Annotated in this window: 21 protein-coding genes and 1 pseudogene; 6 read left to right on the forward strand and 16 right to left on the reverse strand. The window is 42.0% G+C overall.

Features of this window, described 5'->3' with window-relative positions; translation table 11 throughout:
- Positions 1-3 precede the first annotated feature (3 nt).
- The 15 genes and pseudogenes from NAF17_RS10980 to NAF17_RS11050 all read right to left on the reverse strand — a co-directional run bounded on the left by NAF17_RS10980 (position 4) and on the right by NAF17_RS11050 (position 15,268).
- A complete protein-coding gene (locus NAF17_RS10980; RefSeq protein ID WP_252758036.1) occupies positions 4-990 on the reverse strand; it encodes a glycosyltransferase family 2 protein in 987 nt (328 codons plus the stop codon).
- Between the two features lie 6 nt (positions 991-996).
- The gene (locus NAF17_RS10985) at positions 997-2,007 is read right to left on the reverse strand and encodes a glycosyltransferase family 10 domain-containing protein (protein ID WP_252758037.1); all 1,011 of its coding nucleotides are present in this window, start codon (positions 2,005-2,007) and stop codon (positions 997-999) included.
- A complete protein-coding gene (locus tag NAF17_RS10990) occupies positions 2,008-2,904 on the reverse strand; it encodes a glycosyltransferase (protein ID WP_252758038.1) in 897 nt (298 codons plus the stop codon).
- 8 nt (positions 2,905-2,912) lie between these two features.
- Positions 2,913-3,062 (reverse strand): annotated as a pseudogene (locus NAF17_RS18310) (DapH/DapD/GlmU-related protein); the annotation flags it as partial.
- A 284-nt stretch (positions 3,063-3,346) separates the two neighbouring features.
- Entirely contained in the window at positions 3,347-4,288 is a 942-nt protein-coding gene (locus tag NAF17_RS11000) for a hypothetical protein (protein WP_252758039.1), read from the reverse strand.
- Between the two features lie 19 nt (positions 4,289-4,307).
- A complete protein-coding gene (locus tag NAF17_RS11005) occupies positions 4,308-5,015 on the reverse strand; it encodes a class I SAM-dependent methyltransferase (protein WP_252758040.1) in 708 nt (235 codons plus the stop codon).
- On the reverse strand, positions 5,012-5,755 hold the full coding sequence (locus tag NAF17_RS11010) for a glycosyltransferase family 2 protein (protein ID WP_252758041.1): 744 nt from the start codon (positions 5,753-5,755) through the stop codon (positions 5,012-5,014). The genes NAF17_RS11005 and NAF17_RS11010 overlap by 4 nt, the downstream gene beginning before the upstream one ends.
- Positions 5,755-6,414 carry a class I SAM-dependent methyltransferase gene (locus NAF17_RS11015; protein ID WP_252758042.1) on the reverse strand — a complete coding sequence of 220 codons (660 nt, stop codon included), beginning with the start codon at positions 6,412-6,414 and terminating at the stop codon, positions 5,755-5,757. The genes NAF17_RS11010 and NAF17_RS11015 overlap by 1 nt, the downstream gene beginning before the upstream one ends.
- A gap of 5 nt (positions 6,415-6,419) precedes the next feature.
- Entirely contained in the window at positions 6,420-7,667 is a 1,248-nt protein-coding gene (locus tag NAF17_RS11020; protein ID WP_252758043.1) for an ABC transporter ATP-binding protein, read from the reverse strand.
- Positions 7,667-8,527: an ABC transporter permease gene (locus NAF17_RS11025; RefSeq protein WP_252758044.1), complete on the reverse strand. Its 861-nt coding sequence runs from the start codon at positions 8,525-8,527 to the stop codon at positions 7,667-7,669. The genes NAF17_RS11020 and NAF17_RS11025 overlap by 1 nt, the downstream gene beginning before the upstream one ends.
- The gene (locus NAF17_RS11030; protein WP_252758045.1) at positions 8,520-9,641 is read right to left on the reverse strand and encodes a glycosyltransferase family 4 protein; all 1,122 of its coding nucleotides are present in this window, start codon (positions 9,639-9,641) and stop codon (positions 8,520-8,522) included. Before NAF17_RS11030 ends, NAF17_RS11025 begins: the two co-directional genes overlap by 8 nt.
- Positions 9,634-11,415 carry an asparagine synthase (glutamine-hydrolyzing) gene (gene asnB / locus NAF17_RS11035; RefSeq protein ID WP_252758046.1) on the reverse strand — a complete coding sequence of 594 codons (1,782 nt, stop codon included), beginning with the start codon at positions 11,413-11,415 and terminating at the stop codon, positions 9,634-9,636. Before asnB ends, NAF17_RS11030 begins: the two co-directional genes overlap by 8 nt.
- A gap of 128 nt (positions 11,416-11,543) precedes the next feature.
- A complete protein-coding gene (locus NAF17_RS11040; protein ID WP_252758047.1) occupies positions 11,544-12,059 on the reverse strand; it encodes a UpxY family transcription antiterminator in 516 nt (171 codons plus the stop codon).
- A 15-nt stretch (positions 12,060-12,074) separates the two neighbouring features.
- Positions 12,075-14,495: a GumC family protein gene (locus tag NAF17_RS11045; RefSeq protein WP_252758048.1), complete on the reverse strand. Its 2,421-nt coding sequence runs from the start codon at positions 14,493-14,495 to the stop codon at positions 12,075-12,077.
- Positions 14,495-15,268, reverse strand: a complete 774-nt coding sequence (locus NAF17_RS11050) for a polysaccharide biosynthesis/export family protein (RefSeq protein ID WP_252758049.1) — start codon at positions 15,266-15,268, stop codon at positions 14,495-14,497. Before NAF17_RS11050 ends, NAF17_RS11045 begins: the two co-directional genes overlap by 1 nt.
- A gap of 90 nt (positions 15,269-15,358) precedes the next feature.
- Between NAF17_RS11050 and NAF17_RS11055 the strand changes: the two genes are divergently transcribed.
- The 5 genes from NAF17_RS11055 to NAF17_RS11075 all read left to right on the forward strand — a co-directional run bounded on the left by NAF17_RS11055 (position 15,359) and on the right by NAF17_RS11075 (position 20,042).
- Positions 15,359-16,105, forward strand: coding sequence for a glycosyltransferase family 2 protein (locus NAF17_RS11055; protein WP_252758050.1), 747 nt, complete (start codon positions 15,359-15,361; stop codon positions 16,103-16,105).
- Between the two features lie 56 nt (positions 16,106-16,161).
- The gene (locus NAF17_RS11060; RefSeq protein WP_252758051.1) at positions 16,162-17,268 is read left to right on the forward strand and encodes an MraY family glycosyltransferase; all 1,107 of its coding nucleotides are present in this window, start codon (positions 16,162-16,164) and stop codon (positions 17,266-17,268) included.
- Positions 17,269-17,322: 54 nt separating this feature from the next.
- Positions 17,323-18,321, forward strand: coding sequence for a type I glyceraldehyde-3-phosphate dehydrogenase (gap, locus tag NAF17_RS11065; protein ID WP_252758052.1), 999 nt, complete (start codon positions 17,323-17,325; stop codon positions 18,319-18,321).
- Entirely contained in the window at positions 18,318-18,752 is a 435-nt protein-coding gene (locus NAF17_RS11070; protein ID WP_252758053.1) for a GNAT family N-acetyltransferase, read from the forward strand. Before gap ends, NAF17_RS11070 begins: the two co-directional genes overlap by 4 nt.
- Before the next feature lie 96 nt (positions 18,753-18,848).
- Positions 18,849-20,042 (forward strand): phosphoglycerate kinase, encoded by a 1,194-nt coding sequence (locus NAF17_RS11075; protein WP_252758054.1) that lies wholly within the window; start codon positions 18,849-18,851, stop codon positions 20,040-20,042.
- A gap of 58 nt (positions 20,043-20,100) precedes the next feature.
- Here NAF17_RS11075 and NAF17_RS11080 read toward each other — a convergent pair whose 3' ends face one another.
- On the reverse strand, positions 20,101-20,340 hold the full coding sequence (locus NAF17_RS11080; RefSeq protein WP_252758055.1) for a hypothetical protein: 240 nt from the start codon (positions 20,338-20,340) through the stop codon (positions 20,101-20,103).
- Positions 20,341-20,568: 228 nt separating this feature from the next.
- On the opposite strand from NAF17_RS11080, the gene NAF17_RS11085 reads away from it, so the two are divergent.
- Complete coding sequence (locus tag NAF17_RS11085; protein ID WP_252758056.1) at positions 20,569-22,425, forward strand: CocE/NonD family hydrolase; 1,857 nt, start codon at positions 20,569-20,571, stop codon at positions 22,423-22,425.
- Positions 22,426-22,447 lie beyond the last annotated feature (22 nt).

Consider the following 22,447-nt stretch of genomic DNA (forward strand, 5'->3'; position numbering starts at 1 on the left):
TTGTTAGCTTAAAATTTTAGCGTAGTAGTATTGCAGGGTTTTTGAGAACTTCCAACCAAATACACCCGATATAAAGTTGATAACCCTGCCACCCAACACCGGCTTAAATTTATAAGCCGGGTAGTGTTTCAACTCCGCTATTACCTGTTTATATAAAGCAGGTTGCTCTATATAAAATAATACGGCAAGTTGCATTAACTGCCTGTATATGGCTCTTTGGATAGCCGGGTTATTAATCCGGGCTTGTAAGTAATCTCTCTTTAGCAAAACTGCTTTAAGGGCGCTTTTAAATAGCTTCTCTTTATTTTGCCTGTAGACAAATACCTTATCGGCATCGGTATATTTTCGGTAGTAGCAAAATTCGGGGGTTTTTATTATGCCCTTTGAATTTAATATTACCCTGCAAAAATATTCACCATCATCATCTATGGTTAATTCTTCATTCCAGGGGCCTGCGCTATCTATAATTTCTCTTGAAATAAGCCAGGCATGTATGGCAACCATAGATCCTGTTTCGCGATAGCCGCCTAAAAGGTCGGTTATAAAATGAACCGGGTCATCATCATCATACAAAAAAGATTCTTCGTAGGGTGATGGTGCGTTAGCTTCAGTCAGATCATTATCCTTAAAATGTATGATACTGCAAACCGGAATTCGGCCCTCGTTATGCGCTAACGCCGCAAGCTGCACTGCTATTTTATCCGGGCTGAGCAGGTCATCTCCATCAAGGTACTGAATATAATTCCCTTTTGCTTCCTGTAAGCCTTTGTTACGCGCTGCACCGGCGCCATTGTTGGGCTGACTAAAGATCTTTACATTTTCAGACTCAAAAGCTTTAGCAATGGCTAACGAGTTGTCCGTTGAGCCGTCATCTACCACAATAATTTCCTTGTTGGCCCAGGTTTGGTTTAATGCAGATTGTATCGCATCTGCAAGGTATTTTGCCGAGTTATACGCCGGTATTATAATAGAAACTAAAGGTTGTTGCATTAACGCTTAAATACGGCTATTAAATATTTTGATCCAATGGTTTTTTAGGGAAGCATTAACCGGAGGTTGGTTATTTATAAACCAAGGCTGTTGTAAGGTGCAAATGTACTTATCATCGTCGTTATCCAGCTCAATTATGCGGTCGATCAGTGGGCTAAAGTCCAGTTTTTGAAACTGATAATGCATTTTTAATTCCCGGCCTATCGTTTTTAATTTCCGCCGAATGCGGTACTGCGGGCCTTTGTGGTAGGACGGAAGTATATCTTTAAAATTGGGCTGGCTTTTTTGTTGCAACCAGTTTACAAAGGCAGAGTTGTTGGTTTTTACAAAATCTGCCGTGTTGATAAAGCTGGCGGTATTAAATATGTCGCCAATATTAGGGTCTCCACAGTAAATCGGTAAACTATTTGCCTGCATAGCATCATAAAGTTTTTCTGTTTGGTAACCGGGATAAACGTAATTCTCAAAAGCGATAGTGAATTTGTAACTGCTTAAAAACTGCCTTTTACGCTGCCAGATGTCGCCATTGTAAAGGCTATCGATACCTGCCATATTATTCATAGATCTGCCGGGGGCATCCACCTTTTTGTATTTAGATAGCTGCCTGAAAAATTCCTCGCGATAGGGTACCTTGTGAGAGTACAAGAAATTGCAGAAATTCTTCTTCTCTTTTAATACGCCTTCTGCATCAATGTTTGCCGGTTTTACCAAAGCCTGTGGGTTTAAACCATGCCACTGGATCCTTTTGTAACGCGGGCTGTTTACTATCTCTTCGCGCGGTACGCCGAAAGCCCATTCGCAGGCCTCCATATCGGGCTGTATGTTTTCGCAATAATATCCAATTCTTGTATAATTGCCCGCCGGTGGAATGTTATTGCCATAAGGCCCAAATAATATAAAATCGGGTGTTTCGCTCTCTTCAAATATAAAATCATCGCTAAGCTCATTCAGGATATCATACAAAGCGATTTGCTTGTCTATACCGTTCTGAAATTTTATCCTGATGGTTTTAGGCATTTATGTTATAAAGTGGAATGTCCCTGCATTATTATACTCATCAAGTATTTGATAGTATGAAGCATAAATTTTTTGCAGGTCGGCATCACCGGGCAAAGCGGTTATTTGAACAGGTGCCCGCCTATTTTTTAAACGATGCCAGGTATTGCCAAGCCAAACTTTTATGCGCGAGAAACGGCTAACGCCTGCCTGGTCGCCCGCGTACTCATATTTAGCTATGCCTATTTTGCCCTCGTTTTTTAGGAGATGCAAACTTGCACCTGATGTTACATTACCGGGTGTGGCTACCGAAAGCGAATTATAACCGGTGTAATACGCAATTTTAGCTTTTAGATAAGTGACGCGTAAAGCATATTCCCAATCCATCATTTTAAATTGGGTATCGTAAAGGCCTAAATAACTTAGGGATGCCTTACGCTGCAGTAAAGAGATATCGCTAAACGTAAAAGATCTTACTTTACCTGCCTTCCAATCCCGGTAGTTTTCCAACCGGCCTGTAATACTTATTTGATCAGGGTGGGTCAAATGGCTTTGCAGATGATTAGAAATACACAGATCAACATCCGCGTTGGCCATCATAAAATCCCGGCACTTGCGTATCGCGTTAATATGATGTACGTCGTCATCAATCAATTTTTTGATGATAGTACCTTTTGCCATTAGCAGGGCTTTATTCCAACCGTGTGCCTGGTTCTTATCCGGTTCGCTTATGTACTGGTGAATTTTATTAGCGTTGAAAAGACCCTGCAGGTAATCTTGCGTACCATCTATACTATTCCCATCAACTACCACTATCTCTTCGCCGGCATTTAGTACGGGTAATAAGTTACCAAGCAAAACTTTTAAAAAGGGCAACCTATTTTTGGTAGAAATGATGTAAGATAAAGTGATGCTCAATTTACTGATCTGATAATTTTTGCAGGCACCCCTACCACAACTACACTGGCTGGTACATTCTTCGTAACTACAGCACCCGCGCCAATCACAGCATTATCGCCAATGGTTATACCGGGTAAAATAACAGCATGGCTGCCTATCCATACATTATTGCCAATGGTAACAGGCTTTTCTATAACAGTGTTCCTGTAAAGTTTTGCTGAAGTATCATGGGTAACGCTGGTGATAGATACATGCGATGCGATCAGGCAATCATCCCCAATTGTTATACCGCCATGCCCCCACATGTGTACAAAAGCGTTTACAGACACATTTTTACCGATCGAAATATATTCCGGGCCTTCAAACCTCACGGGCAACTGTATAGATGTGCCCTCGCCGCAATACTTTAGCGTTGCCTTAAACTTTTTAAGCTTAATGGCATCGGCCTTTCGTTGCAGTTTTAGAAACTGGTTTTTAATTTTTTTAACAAGCCAATTAGCCAATGGTACGTTCTGTATGGGGAATGAATAAATATATTTACAAATGTTGTTGCTAACGATAAGGAAAAACCCATTAGCCTTAATTTTAAGAGAAGGCTTTGCGACCTGTACGGATACGCGTTTAAATTATTACTGCCAAAATGCAGTACAAGCGGCGAATATTGCGCAGGGTACCATGCCCGGTGATGGGGCGATGGATATGCCGGGTTACGCATTACTCTTGCGCCGGTTAACACGTTGATGGTTTTGGGCCTAAGGTCGGTGTGCATATCAGTCATCACGCGGCCATTATCCGGTATAGGCTGCTGATGATTAAACATCATGGCGATAGATAAAAGCCCCTCTTCGTTTACGCTATTATTGTTTCTATGAAAGCCGTAAGCGTCGTAATCTTTTGCTATTTCGCGGGCTTTATCATAAATAGCGGTTGTTAAAAGTGATCTTTTGAAGTAAAGTATTCCGCCGTTAAAACGAATCAGCTTATCAAGACCAAAATGTGTTTTTATGGTTTCGGCCTGCTCTGCACCGCACCAGCTTTCAGCAGGTACAATATTACCTGCTACGGTTACATCCTGGCCTTTGGCGGAGTCAAAAACTTCGTGCAAGTCGCCAAAGCAAATACAATCCGAATCAATAAAAAGGGTATGTGTAGTTTGCAGGTATTGGTCGATATGCATTTTTATTTCTATCCCCAATGGTATGTGTGCTGCCTTTGCAGGAATAATGAAGATGTTTTTTTGAAATCTTGCAGGGATAGCAAAATCAAGATTTGATACAATGAAAACCTTAATATCATTGTGTATCACTACAGATTGAGCGCAATTAAGCGCAAACAGGGCATAGGTTAGCTTATTGGTAGCAAACGTTATAACTGAGTAATCGTCTGTAAACTTTCCTGGCATTATAGTTTAGCGTGGCAGTTTATTTAATTGCTTCAACATACAAGCTTTCGGGTTCGCGGGCAGGCTGGTCTATTTGTAGTTTGAGGTCATTAGATTGCATGTAACTCATTTTATGAGTAAGGCTAAACCCGGCTTTAAGTAAACTAAGTTTTAGTGTTTCATAATCCCAGGCGTATTTATGGTCGCCGCCCTGCCTAAAAACTTCGTTTACCAATTGCATTTTGGTTTCAAACTGTATCCCCATCGTTTCATCATACAAGTTATCGGTAAGGGGGCGTGTTTTCTTTAATTGATCCCAGCTATCTGTACAGTAACCGCGCAAATACTTTTCGGCATCGGGCACTACAATACGCAATACACCGTCTTTTTGGAGCGAACGGTAACAGCTTGCCAAAAAGCAGGGCACTTCGGTGAAATAATCCAGGTGTTCAAAAAAATGCTCGGTATATAAACCTTTGGCAGAGCTGTCGGCAAAAGGAAGGTTCTTTCTACAATCAAACCCGTAAGTTACATTTTCATAAATGCTAAAATCGATATTTACCCAACCGGTTGCTAAACCAACAGCACCACAACCAATATTGCCATATAGATCTGTTTGGATGCTTAACGCTTTTACAACATTTCCTTCATTCCGTTTTATTTTTAACGCGTATAACTTTTGCCCTATTGCCAGGTTAGTTTTAGGGATAGCCGGGAATAATTTATATAACTTGGTTTTTAAGCTCATAAGCCAATCAGTAATTTAAGTTTAAACAGGGCAGATTGTATTTTATATTTTAACCACCTATGGTGTTGCCATTTGTAACTATAATAAAAGCGCGGAAGCTGTGTTAATTTTTGGTACTCTTTACTGTCTGTTGCCTTAAGCGATTCGCTGCCGATATGGGTGACAACAGATGGGGGCACCAGGTAATTTTTAACGCCGTACTTAGCAAGTGTGTTACAGTAATCGGCATCGCTATACCAAAAAGTAAATTTCTCGTCCAGTGGGCCAATAACATTAAATAGTTCTCTTTTTACCATAAAACACCAACCTATAAAAGTCCCGAAGTAGCCTTCTATGGTGGGCCCGTTCGGGTCAAAACCTGCGCTTTTGTGGTATGCGGGGCAATAGGGCGTTGCACTTAGTATTGTAGGGTTAACCTCCATTGCTTTTAATATCCCGGTGGCCCAGCCTTTATGAAAAATGAGGTCGTTATTGCACAGGCAGATGTATGAGTTAACTGTATGGTTTATGCCAATGTTTAGATATTTGTTAAAGCCAAATTCTTGTGTAGGATATATGGTTGTAGTGTTTTCAAACTGGTAGGGCTGCATTGCTTTGTTTGACTCAATTACCAGCACTGTAAACTCTATCTCTTTTGAGTCTTCAGATTCAAATAAGGTTTTAACCGTTTGTATAGTTAATGCCTTCAGCTTTTCGTCTTTGGCATAGCTAAGTACTATAATATCAACCTTTAAAGGCATTATGCTGATAGTTTAGCCACTATTACAAATTGCGGATAGTTCATATCCCGTTGCGTGTTAAACAGTATAAAGTTTAATAATTTATAATATCTAAAGTTACTTTCGTTAATGCCCTGTATGTTAGTAACACTATAGCCGCTTTGTTCAAACAAGCGTATCATGCTTTTTTTTGTAAAGAAACGCAGGTGTGTCCTATCCATAACGCCTGCATCTTCGTATTTAAAATCCTTGTATCTAAGTAGGGAGAGGACAACAGGGTACCAGCGTATATTAGGTATCGATGCTATAATTACACCGTTTGGGTTTAGCAATTTTTTGCAGGCCGGTAGTGCTTTATCCGGGTCTTGCAGGTGTTCTAAAACATCATTAAAGAAGATAGCATCAAATTTTTTAGTGGCCAGCTGTGGCATATTATCTGTAAACAGATCATTGATCACTACATCGATATTCTTTTGTGCTGCACCGGCCGATTCTGTATCCGGCTCCACACCCCATACTTCACAACCAAAGGTTTCTTTTAATAAAGCGCCAAAGCCACCGGTGGCGCAACCTACATCAAGGGCACTTTTTATTCCCTGCGGCACAAACGGAAGTATTTCGGTACGCCGGTGCAAATAATACATTTTGTCTTTGTGGCTGTACTGGTCGTTATAATCCATTTTTGTTATTTGATAGTAAAGTTGTAATCAATTTCTGTACGGCCGCGTACGTGTAGCGGGTATGGCAGTATATCATCCGTCATTGGTTTTTGTAAAACCTCAAAATGAAGCAGGCCAAAAAAATCTTTTAACAGCAAATTAGATTGCACATGTAGCCCTATTTTATACTTGCCGGGTAGGTATGGCAGGTGAAGCAAGCTGCCGCTAATATTTATCTTGTTTTTTATCGCGCTTACCGCAAATAAGTCGTTACTGCGCAGGTCTGCAAAACTCACTTTCTGGTCATACTCGTCATATATAAATATGGCTACCGACTGGAAATTATTGTTGGTTGTGCAGCTGATAGTCAGGTTAAATGCCAGGTCGTTGCCGGTAATTATTTCGCTTTTATCTATTTCAAAAAGGTCAACTTTAACGTCGGGGCTTAAAGCATGGTCCGTTATTTTTGATTTGAAGATCTCATCGGCCACAACAGAGTATTTGGCAATGGTATCATATGTGGTGCCGCTAAAAGCAATCTCTCCATTGTTTAGCAACAGGCCGGTATTACACAGGTTGCTTACTGCTTCCATATTATGGCTTACAAAAAGTACTGTGCGGCCTTCACCTTTGCTTACATCGCCCATTTTGCCCAAGCATTTCTTTTGAAACTCGGCATCGCCTACGGCAAGTACTTCATCTACGATCAATATCTCCGACTCGAGGTGCGCTGCCACTGCAAACGCCAGGCGTACATACATGCCCGATGAGTATCGTTTTACGGGTGTATCTATATAGCGCTCCACGCCCGAAAAATCTACTATCTCATCAAATTTACGTTTGATCTCGGCCTTGCGCATTCCTAATATGGCACCGTTTAAGTAAATATTTTCGCGGCCCGTCAATTCCGGGTGGAAACCTGTTCCCACTTCAAGCAGGCTGGCTATACGGCCTTTTACTTTTATAGTGCCGGTGGTTGGCGATGTTACCCGGCTCAGTATTTTTAACAGGGTGCTTTTGCCGGCCCCGTTACGGCCAATTATGCCCACGGCGTCGCCCTGTTCTATTTCAAAGTTAAGGTCTTTAAGGCTCCAAACCACGTCGCTTTCGCCTTTAGTGGTGCGGTCGTTAGTTTCGCCTATTTTAAGAAAAGGATCTTCTTTGCCCCTAAGCCTGGCCCAATACCGTTCCAGATCTCGGGATATGGTGCCGGTGCCAAAATCGCCCAACTGGTAGGCTTTTGAAAGATTGTCTACTTTTATTGCTTTAGCCATTATACCGTGTCAACAAATGTTTTTTCAACCTTGTTAAAAATAACTATCCCCGTAAACAAAATAACTATGGTTACTGCCGAACTGTACAATAACAGGTCCCAGCTAAAAGCGCCTTTGCCTAAAAAACCGTATCGGCAGGTTTCTATCACTGCGGTTAGCGGGTTGAATTTTATAAGCCAGGAATAGGCTGGGTATTTTTTAATTACTTCCGATAAAGGATATATCACCGTGGTGGTATACATCAGTAACGGCACCCCGAATGATACTACAAAAGCCAAATCGCGGTATTTTGTGGTTGCGGCGGATATGATCATACCAAGGCCAAGGCCAAGTGCTGCTATCATTAGTATTAAGAATGGAAATAAGGCGATGTAAATATTTGGCGCGATATGGTAGCCTGATAGCATGTAATAAAGCAGTAATACAACAAACAGGATCAGCTGAACGCCGAACCTGATGAGATTTGAGAACACGATACTAAGGGGCATTATTAAACGCGGGAAATACACTTTGCCTAACATGGCCGAGTTATCCTTAAAAACAGTCGAGGTTTTGGTTAAGCACTCCGCAAAGTAGTTCCAGATGATGGTGCCTGCAAGATAAAACACAGGGCCGGGTATGTCATCGGTTTTGATGCCTGCAAGGTTGCTGAAAATAAGATTGTATACTATTATAGTTATAACAGGCTGTACAAAAAACCAAACCGGCCCAAGAATAGTTTGCTTATAAAACGAAACAAAATCGCGGTGTACCAGTAATAACAGCAAGTCGCGGTAGCTCCAAACATCTTTCAGTTTCAGGTCAAATAAGCTGCTTTTAGGTTTTATTTCAAGGTCCCAGTACTCGTCGGTCTCAGTCATTTATCAGCATTTGTTGCAGGCTATCTATATAATTTTGTTCGTTAAAATAACGTAGGCAGGTATCTTTTAAATGCTTCCGTTTTTCTAAAGTTAGGGGTTGTGCTAAATGGTTGGTAATACAATCTTCAAGTTCTTGCTCATCATCGGTATTTATGGCTGTGCCAAGCTCGCCGTTACGTATGGCATCAATGCTGCCATCGGCATTGCCGCAAATAACCGGCAGGCCGCAAGCCAGGGCTTCAATAAAAACAATGCCGAAGCCCTCTTTTTTGCTTGGCAATACAAACAGGTCGGCTGTTAAAAAATGGTCGGGTAATTCTTCTTCTTTTATAAAGCCGGTTAAAATTACCTGCTCAGTTACCCCGTTTTCTTCAATCAACTGTTTTACGCGGATGCCTTCCAGTTCATCGTACTTACCGGCCAGGATATATTTTATCCCAGGGAATTTATGTTTAAGTGCTGACAATGCTTTTATAACAATATCATGCCCCTTATAAAGTTCAGTCGAGGCAAGCCTGGTTAGGGTGAAAATGATGGGAGCGGCGCTTGTTAAATCATAGCGTTCCATTAAGTACGCGGGTTTTTCAAAATTATCGGGCAGTTTCATAAACGGATCCAGGGCATTGTTCAATACCACGCATTTGTTTGGGTCGGTTTGATGCAGGGTCTGCATTTTAGCTTTTGTAAAGTTGCTAACGCAGATAACCTTATCGCATTGGTTTAATAAGTATTTTTTATGGGCTGACAGCGGGCGCCAAACTTCAATGCCATGTGCTATTAACCAAATTTTTGTTTTTGGGCTCCTGAGTTTAATTAACATGCCTACCAGCGCAAGGTTAATGTGGCTTAATATAACTATGTCGTCTTTTTTTGCGGCAAATACAGTTTTGATAATAAATAGAATGCGCTGTTTGCCAAATCCCTTAAAGTTTTGGGCTGGTAGATATTGTGGCATCAGGTCGCTATCCTCATCGTATAAAGTGGCGAGTTTAAAATCCCAGTTGTTTTGGTTGCAAATAGCATTTAGTGAATGCGCCATGGTACGGGTCATTTTTTGGATGCCACCTGTTGTGCTGAATGTTTGTAACGAGAAAAGCGTAATATTTTTAGACATGCCCCTGAATCTGGTATAGCGCGAAAGCCCTGGACCAATGGATCTTTCCCTTGTTAAATTTATTGATGATTTTTTTAGCTTCGGTGCCTTTATAATTGGTTTCGCTGCTTATGCTTCCATTGGCGGCCATCCATTTTTGCAGCGGGAAGGTAAACCCCATTTTTGGCCTGTTCCATACCATATTTGGCAACAGGTTTTTAAACGCGTCTATCAGTATTTTTTTTGGTTGCATATCATCAAACCGTATAGATGGATGGATTTGCGAAACATATTGCTGAAAATCTTCATCAAGGAATGGCACACGTACTTCGAGGCCGTGGCTCATACTCATTACATCGGTATCATGCAATAACTGGTTTTGCATGTACATGTTGGTTTCCAGCCATGCGGCGTTTAGCTTATCATACTTCCCAAGTGTGGGGATGTGCAGATCATCAAACAGAATGCCGTTCACCTCATCTTCATCCATACCTGTTAGCCTGGCAATATCAATGGGTGCATATAGGCCGCGTAAAAAAAGATAATCGGCTACGGTATTGTTATGTTCAAGATAGCCGAACTTTTTAATGTGGTCGTTATTAAACAACTTGCCTACGGTGAAGGAAGCAGCAGGTAATATTTTAAGGTAGCGCAGATATTTTATCCGGTCAAAGGAAGGGTACCCGCCTAATAATTCATCGGCACCAATACCGGATAACACCGTTTTTAAACCATCCTCGTGGGCATATTTACTAATAAACCACGAATTAATGCCATCGGTAGTTGGCATATCCATAGCGCTGAGTATGTGTGGCAGGTGCATTTCAAAATCATCCTGCTTTACCAGGTGGGTAAAGTTATTGCCACGCAATTTATTTAGAACGGCATGCTGGTAGGCGCTCTCGTCATAAGCTTTTTCACTAAAAAATATGGAAATTGTTTGCAGGTCGGGCTTGTCTTGGGCCGCCAAAAGGGTAATCAAACTGGAGTCTATCCCCCCGCTTAAAAACACGCCAATAGGGGCATCGGCAATTAGCTGCCTGTTTATGGCGTTTTTAAGGTGAGTTTTTAAACCTTCGAGCGCGGTTTGTTCATCGCGAATATAATTAACCGAAGGAGTGCTGGTGTATTTTGTTATGGTATAATTGCCGTTTTTCTCCCAGCGTAAATAGTGCCCTTTGGGGATACTTAAAACACCTTTTAAGGTTGTAAAAGGCTCTGGTATGTGGCCAAACGCCAATAGCCACACCGGCCAGCGATTATCTTCGGCAGTAGCAATACCTGCCGCCTTAAAAGCTTTGATCTCTGATGCAAATGCAATTTGCCCGTCTGCAATATTGTAATACAAAGGTTTAATGCCGGTGGTGTCGCGTACCAGGTAGGTAGCCCGATTGGTGGTATCATAAAGGGCATAGGCAAACATGCCCCTCAGTTTACCAAACGAGTTTATGCCCCAGTATAAATAGGCCTGTATAATAACCTCGGTATCCGTATTGGTTTTAAAAACAGCCCCTAAAGCCTGTAATTCGGCCCGTAATGGTATGTAGTTATAAATTTCGCCGTTAAAGCTTATCCAGGCTTTAGCGGCAACATCTGCCATTGGCTGGTGCCCGTTTGCGCTAAGGTCAATAATAGAAAGCCGGCGATGCCCAAAAACAAGCATGTTATCATCGCTGCGGTAAATACCGGCATCATCAGGCCCGCCGTGCTGCAATGTATTGCACATAACAGTTACAATTCTTTCTGCCTCTTTTCCGTTTAGCCGGTTAGTTACCAGTCCTGCTATCCTGCACATTGTATATTAATAGATATAGCTTCGCCCCGTAAGTCACAATATTGTATTGTAACTTATTGTTTATCAGCAATTTAAAATATTGCCGTTATGTATTTATACGGGCATTAACTTACAATTATTAATCGTAGCTAAAGCCTGTTAATTAAAGATGCTGCAACGTTTACGATTATTGAGCAGCCCAGGTTATTTAACCGTAACAATAACTGCTTTTGTGACCGGTAAGCTATTATTTCGCCGGTGATACCTTTTAATGGGCCCGCTTTTATTGTTATTTTTTCTCCCGGCTGTAAATCCTCTTCGGTTACCTCTAATTCAAGAGAACTTGTAAGTAATAATTTAAGGTCGTTTATTTGCCTGTCGGGCATTGCGGCTACTTTTCCCGAAAAGTATATAAAGCGGGCGATGCCTTTGGTCATTAAAACCGCGGCCTGTTCATGGTGTGCAATACGCACAAAAATATACGATTTTAAAAGCGGTTCTTCCACCCATTTTTTCCTGTCGCTCCATTGTTTTAGCTTGCGGTTAAGAGGCAGGTAAGCTTCAACTCCTTTTTCTGTTAGGGCAGCGTAAGCCTTTTTTTCTGCGCGAGGGTGGGTGTAAACGGGATACCACTTAAGGTCACTACTACTTACCGTTAAAGCCATATTGTAAAAGAACACTTATTTTTTAAACCAGCGGCTAAAATTCCACCACTTCTTTTTATCATCCTCTATATAATAGCCCGAACTTTCGTAACCGCTGTAATCAGAATAGTAATAATACTTGCCGTAATTTTCACCTGTAAAACGGGTGGTGTAATAACGCGAATGTAAAAGGTCTTCGGCAAAAGCATTTAATACTATTACCGTGTTATCCAGTTTATACTCCTGCGCTATGCGCTGTGGTATTGTAGCGGCATAATATTTTGATTTGCCCGACCTTATCACAAATATGTTAATATCACTTGCCCGTATAAGCGGTATAGCATCAGATACCAAGCCAATTGGTGCGGTATCTATCATGATAATATCATAGCGTGTTTTAAGGTCTTTTATCAGCTCGGCCATTCGTGCGCTGTGCAGCAGTTCTGATGGGTTGGGAGGCACGGGGCCGGAGGTGATCAGGTCGAGATTTTCCTGCGCGGTTTTTATGATAATATCGTCAAGATTAGACTGCCTCGAAAGATAGGTGCTAAGGCCAACATCATTTGGTACCCTAAATGTTTTATGCAGTTTAGAGCGGCGTAAGTCAGCACCTATCAGTATAACCTTTTTATCTATCAGGGATAGCGTACTGGATAAGTTAATCGCAACAAAAGATTTCCCCTCGCCTGCAACCTCTGATGTGATACAGATAACTTTGTTGTGTTTTTCGGCCGCCAGGAAGTTTAGGTTAGTACGTACCGACCTAACCGATTCTGCAAATATGGTTTTGGGCTTGCTTATGGCCAGTATCTGCGAGTTGTCTTCGTCAACTTTCTCGGGGAATTCTCTTATAACACCTAAGATAGGGATAGATGTGAGGCTCTCTACTGTCTCTTTATCATAGATGTAAGGGTTTAGCATCCTTAATAAAACAATTAAGCCAAGACCGGTAAGAACACCAAAAATTATTGCCGTCCGATGAATCGCATGTTCATCCGGCGATACAGGGGATGCGTTAACTTCGGCTTTTTCCACAATAGTAGCGCCGGGCAAAATACCGGCACGGCTTATCTGGGCCGATAGTTTTTTTTCTTCGAGGTATGATAAAACCTTTTCGTTCACCTCATAAGGGCGGTTCAGGGCAATCAGATCACGCTCGGCCACCGGGAAAACAGATATTTGCTTGTTAACTACCGCCAACTGCGACGTTAAATAATCATAATTACGTTTTACACCTATATAGGTAGCATTTATGCTGTTTAAAGCGTTATTCTTTATTTGCAGTATCAACCGGTTTACATCCTGTACAGGCTGCGAGCTGTAATTGTAAGTTTTTAACAACTCGTAGCGTTGATTAAGCAAGTCATCCAGCTTTTCTATCAGCGCGGTAAGCGCGGGGTCAACGTCCTTACCTACATTGAAATTCAGGTTTACGTTATTTTTCTCTTTATCTATCTGTTCCTTTAACTGATCGATAGCAATTAACTGGAGCTTTAATATTGCCTGCTGAGATTCTATATCTTTAGCTTTCGCCAGGGCACTTTCGGCAGAGGTGCTTACCTGCATTAACTTATTTTTTTGCTTAAACTCCAGAATAGATTTTTCGGATCCTTTAACCTTGCTCGACAGGTATTCCAACTGCTCGTTAATGAAATTGATCATCTGCGTAGCCGATTGCGTTTTGCGGTTACGGTCGTAAAGCAGGTACTCCTTCATTACCGCGTTCAAAATATCGGCGGCAAATTTTGGGTTTGCATCGGTTTGCTGCAGCTGCAGTATATTGGAGTTTTTTGACAACTCGGCGGTGCGTAATCCGCCTCTTACACGGCCAAGAAGGTCTTCCGGCGTGTTAAATCTAAACAGATATACGGCGTTTGTAGCAATTGAATTCGACGCTTTTATGATGAATGTAGTTGGCCCGATAGTTACCGGGTCGTTATACCGGTAGGTATTTAGTATTTGTTTAGTACCGGCTTTATATAATAAATTGAACGTGCTTTTATTAACGGCCTTAAAGGTGATCACATTGCGTATGTAGTTTAAGCTATCAAACCGTAATGGCTGTATATCAAGCGGCTTTTCGGGATAGGTCTCGCTTGTTCTAACACGGCCTTCAATGTAAAAGCTTATGGGGAAGTTCAGATCTTTTATGGCCGCTAAAATTACAGTAGGGCTTTGTATAACCGATGTTTCGCTTTGTATTTTTGACGGGCCGCGATCCGAAGTTGTTAACACTGTTGCAAGGTCTGCGATCTCCGACTTTTTTTCTTCCAATTTCATGGTGCCCGATGTTGCATACGTTTTTGGAGTGTACCATAGATAAACGTATGAACTTAAAACGAATAAGAGGAGCGACCCTGCTATCCAATACCAGCGGCTAACCAATATTTTGCCTATTTTAAAATAGTCAACTTCCTGGTTAGGTAATTTTTTTACGATGTTGCCTGTTTCTTCCATTACTGCCTGCTAAGGGTAAATACAATCAGCGCGGTATTTAACAATAGTAAGGCAGGTTGTACCCAAGTGTTAAAGCTTTGCAGGTTTTCGGAACGTATGGCGCGTTTATTTTGCGCCACGTAAATAATATCTCCGTTTTGCAGCATCGTTCTCGGGTCTGATAACGAGTTGATGTTGCTCAGGTCAATTTCTGCTACTTTACGGTCTTTATCCCTTCCGCGGATGATCTTTACGTTTTTTTCATTGGCAGCGGGTGTTAAACCACCTGCCTGCCCAAGTATTTCAATCAAAGTGGTGTTGTCTTTTAATATTGGAAAATTCCCTGGTGATTTTACTTCTCCCAATAGGGTCACCTTTAAATTAACAACCTTCAATTCAATTATAGGGTCCTTTAAAAGGTTTTTACGATAAAGGTCTTCTATTAGTTTTGTAGCCTGCGTACGCGTTAGGCCTGCAACCTGTATGTGGCCAATGGCTGGTAGCGCAACAGTGCCATCTTCTTCCACCTGGAAAGTTTGACCCTGCCCGGCGGTAGTAGTGCTTGTGCCTGTACCCATGGGGGCTTCGTCTACTATATACTTCAGGTTTTGCAGGTTACGTATCTGTAATACGTCCTGTGGCTGTATTTGATAGCTTACCGTAGCCACAGGCTGCGACGTGGCGGTATCAACAACTGATGCCTTTTTTTCAAACAGTATCTGGTTTTGTTTGTACGAGCACGAGCTACCTAACAGAACAATCCCAACAAAATAAATTAAGTATAAAGCACGCATATGGGGTAATTACTGCTTAATGTTACTAATAAATTAGGCAGCAATTTCAAAATTACATATTTTGGCACACAAATAAATTATTTTTCCGCAGTGCATGACCTTAAAATATCTGTAATAACCGTTTCCTTTAATGCTCAAAGCACAATTGAGCGGTCCATACAATCGGTAATAAGCCAGAATTATGATAACGTTGAGTATATAATAATTGACGGCAGATCATCAGATAGCACAGTTTCAATAGCCGAAAAATATCGTGACCATATCAAAGTTTTAGTTTCGGAACCCGATAAAGGGATCTACGACGCCATGAACAAAGGCATAGCTTTGGCCACGGGCGATGTTGTAGGCATTTTAAATGCAGATGATTTTTTTGTTAACGAGTGTGTTTTAACTGTTGTTGCCGATGCTTTTAAAAATAACAATACCGCTATTGTATACGGCGACCTAAACTATATAAAACCTGACGGCAGCATTAGCCGTAAATGGGTGAGCGGCGAGTATAAAAAAGGTATTTTTAACCTTGGCTGGATGCCCCCCCATCCAACATTTTATTGCAGGCGCGAATTGTTTGGCCGGTTTGGTAATTATAACCTCGCTTTTGGTACCGCTGCTGATTATGAATTGATGCTAAGATATATACACCGTAACCATCTGTCAACTTATTACGTAAAAAAGGTATTGGTGCAAATGAGCGTAGGTGGCGTAAGTAACCGTAGTATTAAAAACAGAGCCCGTGCCTTGTTATTTGATATGAAGGCGATGTATGAAAATAAGATATTTTACCCGCCTATAACACTAATATTCAAACCATTAAGAAAATTAAAGCAATTCTTTTAATTGTGAATTTTATTGATACATTTGCTACATATAATTGCCCCTAACATTTATATATAATGCCCGAATATTTAAACACCTACTATTTTATATATTATTTTTTAATGGTAACGTTTTCAGTTCTGATAACGTTGCTTTCTATCCCCTCAATTTTACACGTAGCACGCACCAGGCATTTATATGATGATGTTGGCCATTTCCGCAAACAGCATGACCACGGCATCCCACGTTTAGGCGGTGTAGCTATATTTGTAAGCTTTACCATCACCTTGCTTTTATTCAGCATAATTGATAAAACCATACCGGTTAGTTATTTGCTTACCGCCAGTATCGTTTTGTTTATAATGGGCTTAAAGGATGATCTGTCCGGAGTAAACTCAAGTACCAAGTTTTTAATACAATTTATAGTAGCTACCATCCTGGTTATTTTAGGCAATATCCGTTTTACCAGTATGTATGGCGTTTTTGGTATTAATAATATCTCGTATGTTACCAGCGCAATATTATCTATCCTGTTTATCATCCTTATTATCAACGCTTTTAATTTAATTGATGGTATAGATGGATTGGCCGCCACTACATGTATTATAGTAAACGGCGCTTTTTCTATCCTTTTTATCTCTATGAAACATTACGAACTGGCAGCAGTATCGTTAACCATAGTAGGGGCGGTGTTTGGCTTTTTACGTTTTAATTTAACCCCCGCAAAAATATTTATGGGCGATGCAGGCTCGTTGCTTATCGGCCTCATATCAGCTATTATGGCTGTTAAATTTATCGAGCTTAATAAAATAACCGCAGCAGTTGTTACACCTGCTATCACATCGGCACCTGCGTTAGCCTTCGCTATATTAATGGGGCCAATATTTGATACGCTTAGGGTATTTACGTTACGCGTTATACAAGGTAAGTCGCCGTTCACGGCTGACCGTAACCACATTCATCATCGTATCTTAAGGCTTGGCTATACCCACCTGCAAACCACTTTTATATTATCGGGCATAAATATCCTGCTTATTATTATGGTGCTGGCATTTGCCGATCTGGGAAACTTTACCCTTATTTTACTTATTCTTTCGGTATCTATACTTTTTAACTGGGCTATCACATTCTTCCTGCGTTCAAAAGAGCGCGAGAGTTTATCAATGCGTAACTTGTTCGTATAGCATTTAGCACCCTGTTTTATTTTGTTAGTTTTGTATCCTTAATTTTTATGTAAAATGAGGATCGCTATAAACGGTTTTGGCCGTATAGGCCGTATATTTCTAAGAACAATTCTGCTAAAGCCCGGTATCGAAGTAGTCGCTATAAACGACCAGGCTGATACCCCCACGCTTGCTCATCTTTTTAAATATGATTCTGTACACCGCGGGTTTAAAGGGACTGTCACTAATGATGACAATAACCTTTACATTAACGGCAACACCTTAAAGGTATACCAGCAGGCAGACCCGGCTTTGCTGCCCTGGAAAGAACTAAACATCGATCTGGTGATAGAATCAACCGGTAAGTTCATCACCGAAGCAGGTGCCTCAAAACACCTTACAGCAGGAGCCAAGCAGGTTATAATATCTGCCCCCGCGGGTGATAAAAGTATCCCAACAGTTGTATTGGCCGTGAATGATGGTACGGTAGACCTGCGCTCGCCTATATTATCAAACGCATCGTGTACAACTAATAACGTGGCTGCCATGGTGAAAATACTGGACGATATTTGGCATATTAAAGACGGCTACATCACCACCGTACACTCTATGACGGGTGACCAAAACCTGCATGATGCGCCGCATAAGGATTTGCGCAGGGCAAGGGCGGCATCGGCATCTATTATCCCAACAACAACGGGTGCTGCAAAAGCTATCACCAATATCTTCCCGCATCTCGAAGGTCGCTTAGGTGGCGCGGGTATCCGGGTACCGGTGCTTAACGGATCATTAACTGATTTTACCTGCAGCCTGGAGATAATGCCAACCGTGGCCGAAATAAACGCGGCGTTTAAAGCTGCTGCCGATGGCCCCATGAAAAATGTATTGGAATATACCGAAGATCCAATCGTATCTACAGATATTTTAGATAACCCGCACAGCTGCATTTTTGATGCGCAGCTAACATCGATAGTAGGGGGGCTTGTAAAAGTGGTGGGTTGGTACGATAACGAGATGGGATACAGCAGCCGCTTGGCCGACCTTGTTGAAGAAATTAGCCAGTTACCCGCATGATAAAGTTTATTACTGTCGGCGATGTGCTGCCATTGCGTAACGAGGTTTTACGCGAAGGTAAACTTACTTTAAACGAATGCCGTTTCCCTAATGATGATGATGAAGGTGCTTTTCATTTAGGCTATTATAAGGATGAGGAACTGGCCTGCATCGCATCGTTCCACCCAATGGGGTATGAAGGTTTCGAGGGCAAGGCCTACCAGTTACGCGGTATGGCCACGACCGAAAAGGATAGGGGCAAAGGCTTTGGCAATATGCTGGTGAACTTTGCTATTACCTACCTGCGCGGGCAAAAAGTAAATTACATTTGGTGCAATGCCCGCAAAAAAGCTGTCCCGTTTTATTTGGGCGTTGGTTTCGAGATCATATCGCCTGAGTTTAAGGTGCCCGGCATTGGCCCGCATCATGTAATGTATGTTAAGATACAATGAATTTTTACGCAAAAGCAAACACCTTTTTAACTTTTGCGTTGGTGATTAGAATAAAATTGCCCATTTTGGCCCCGTTTGTAAATTATATAACATCATATGAAGACAGTAGATCAGATCAGTTTTAACGGTAAACGTGCGCTTATCCGTGTAGATTTTAATGTCCCTTTGGATAAGGACTATAATATTACCGATGATAACCGTATGACCGCGGCTTTGCCTACCATTAAAAAGATCCTTAAAGATGGCGGTGCCGTAATCCTGATGTCGCACTTAGGGCGCCCTAAAAACGGCCCAACCGATGAGTTTAGCTTAAAACACATAGTATCACACCTGGCCGATCTTTTAGGCCAGCAGGTTCAATTTGCCGATGACTGTATTGGCGAAGAAGCTGTAAAAAAGTCTAAAGAACTTGAAAAAGGCGAAGTGCTTTTATTAGAGAACTTGCGCTTTTATAAAGAAGAGGAGAAAGGCGACAAAGATTTTGCCGAAAAGCTTTCAAAACTGGGTGATGTATACGTGAACGATGCCTTTGGTACCGCTCATCGTGCACACGCTTCAACATCTGTTATCGCGCAATTTTTCATGGATGCAAAAGTATTTGGTTACCTGATGGCCGCCGAGTTGAACAATGCCGAGAAGATCCTGAACGGCGCAGCAAAACCTTTCACCGCTATAATGGGTGGTTCAAAGGTGTCTGACAAGATAGAATTAATAGAAAAATTATTAGATAAAGTTGATAACCTCATCATTGGTGGCGGTATGGCCTACACATTTGCCAAGGCAGATGGCGGTACAATTGGTACATCGTTGGTTGAGGCTGATAAGCTTACCCTTGCCCTTAGCCTGGTTAAAAAAGCGAAAGAAAAAGGCGTAAACCTGCTTTTACCGGTTGATAATGTTATTGCGGATAAATTTGGTAACGATGCCAACACCGATATTGCCAAAACCGGCGAGATCCCTGACAATTGGATGGGTTTAGACATTGGCCCCGAAACAATTAAAATATTTAGCAAGGTAGTTGAAGAATCAAAAACTATCCTTTGGAACGGCCCGATGGGAGTATTTGAGATGGAGAAATTTTTAGTGGGTACCAAAGCCATTGCCGAAGCAGTAGCCAAAGCGACCGATAACGGAGCATTCTCGCTTATTGGTGGTGGTGATTCTGCAGCAGCTGTAGCCAAGTTTGACATGACCAAAGACGTTAGCTACGTATCTACAGGTGGCGGCGCTTTGCTTGAATATATGGAAGGTAAAGAGTTACCGGGTGTTAAAGCCATTAACGAAGACTAACATACACTACTTAATATGAAAAGGGCCGGCTTAATTAAGTTGGCCCTTTTTGTTTTTATTATGGCGTGTAAACGGTCGCTTGTCCACAAAGGGCGTTTGAAATACCCGATAGGTAAGTACGCACATCAGTATCGGGCAAACCGCTTACCCCAATGGCATCGGTGCTTTTTCGTGTTGCGATAGTAGCTGTTTCGTCGATTGTTGTCTGCGGCACAGCATCTTTTTTACAGGATGACGCGATCACCAAAAACAGGCCAACAAAAATTTTGGCCAATGGTAGTTTAATGGTTGCTTTCATAATAGTTATTATTTGGTTTATAAATTTAACTGGTTACACAATGCTAAGAACAGTACACACCGGGCGGCTTCAGTGTTAGGGTAATAGTCGAACATCTGTTAGTTATCAGTTGTTTTATAAAACCTATCCCTAATATGGTATAAGAATTTAATTGGGTAACGCTAATGCCTATATCTGGTATAATGATTTTGTTTTATTTCTTACATTTATGCCTTATTTAACCACAAAATGAAGAAAACTTTATTTTTAGCTTTCTGCTTTATCCTTCCGGCGTTCAGCTCTTTCGCGCAAAGCGATGCCGCTTACATCAAAGAGAACTATACCAAGTTTGAATACCAGGTCCCGATGCGCGACGGCAAAAAGCTGTTCACGTCGGTATATGTACCAAAAGATCAGACTAAGAAATATCCCATTATGATGGACCGCACCTGCTACAGTGTCGCTCCGTATGGGGTTGATAAATATAAAGGCGGCCTTGGCCCCTCAAGCCGGTTTACGCACGATGGATACATATTTGTTTACCAGGATGTGCGCGGCCGCTGGATGAGCGAAGGCATCTACGAAGAAATGACACCCGAGTTGGAAGCCCACAAAACCAATAAAGATGTTGATGAAGGAACCGATACTTATGATACCATCGACTGGCTTATCAAAAACCTGCCAAATAACAATGGCAAGGTAGGGGTATGGGGTATCTCTTATCCCGGCTTTTACACTACTACAGCTTTGCTAAGCCGTCATCCGGCATTAGTTGCCGCATCACCGCAGGCACCAATTGCCGATCTGTACCGCGATGATACATTCCATAATGGCGCTTTTATGCTGGTGGCAAACTTTGGTTTCTACCCCGGCTTTACCAACAGGCAGGATGATAAACCAACCCAGCGCCGTACAAATGGCTTTAACCCTGGTACCGAGGATGGCTACAAATTCTTTTTGGATATGGGCAGCATGCGCAACTCCAACGTAAAGTATTATAAAGATACCATCCGCCTGTGGAACGAAATGATGGATCACCCCGACTATGATCAACATTGGAAAGACCGTAATGTATTAACACACCTGCACGATATTAAGACCGCCGTACTGGTTACAGGAGGCTGGTACGATGCCGAGGACCTTTACGGCGCCATTAACACCTATAAAGTATTAGCGAAAAAGAACCCAACCACACCTGTTTACTTTGCTATGGGCCCGTGGGTGCATGGCGGCTGGGCTCGCGGCAATGGCGACCATTTGGGCGATGCTGATTTTGGTGGACCAACAGGTCCGTTTTACAGGGAGAAGATAGAGTTTGCGTTCTTTAGCCATTACTTGAAAGGTACCCATCTAAACATGGCAAAGGTTAACACTTTCGAGACCGGCATAAACCAATGGAAAACTTACAAAGCATGGCCGCCGGTGGAGGCACAAGAGAAAAACCTGTACCTTTTACCGGGTGGAAAGCTATCTTTTATCGCCCCGGTTTCACCAAAAAACGACTTTAAAGAGTTCGTATCCGACCCCATGAACCCGGTGCCGTTTATTGATGGTATCGACTTCGATATGAAACAGGAGTACATGACCGCCGACCAACGCTTTGCCGAAAAACGCCCGGACGTACTTACCTACAAAACCGAAGTGCTGGATAAAGACATTACCATTGCCGGCAACATTTGGGCAAACCTAAAAGTGAGCACCACCGGCACCGATGCCGATTGGGTAGTGAAAGTTTTAGACGTTTACCCCGATACCGCAAGCGCTAATAAATTTACAGGTAAGGATGTAAAAATGGCCGGATACGAACAAATGGTACGCAGCGAGGCGATGCGTGGCAAATACCGCAACAGCTTTAGCAAACCAGAGCCATTTGTACCCGGCAAAGTAACCCCTGTAAACTTTGAGTTACAGGATGTGCTGCATACCTTTAAAAAAGGCCACCGCATAATGGTGCAGATTCAAAGCACCTGGTTTCCGCTGATTGACAGGAACACCCAGCAATTTCAGGACATTATGAAGGCTAAAGATACCGACTTTAAAAAGGCAACCCACAAAGTGTATAGCTCAAAGGTAAACCCGAGCTATTTGAAGGTGAGGGTGTTGTAAGATGAAACCTCTTAAAGTGACA

The sequence above is a fragment of the Mucilaginibacter aurantiaciroseus genome (assembly GCF_024055595.1).
Classification (GTDB): Bacteria; Bacteroidota; Bacteroidia; order Sphingobacteriales; family Sphingobacteriaceae; genus Mucilaginibacter; species Mucilaginibacter aurantiaciroseus.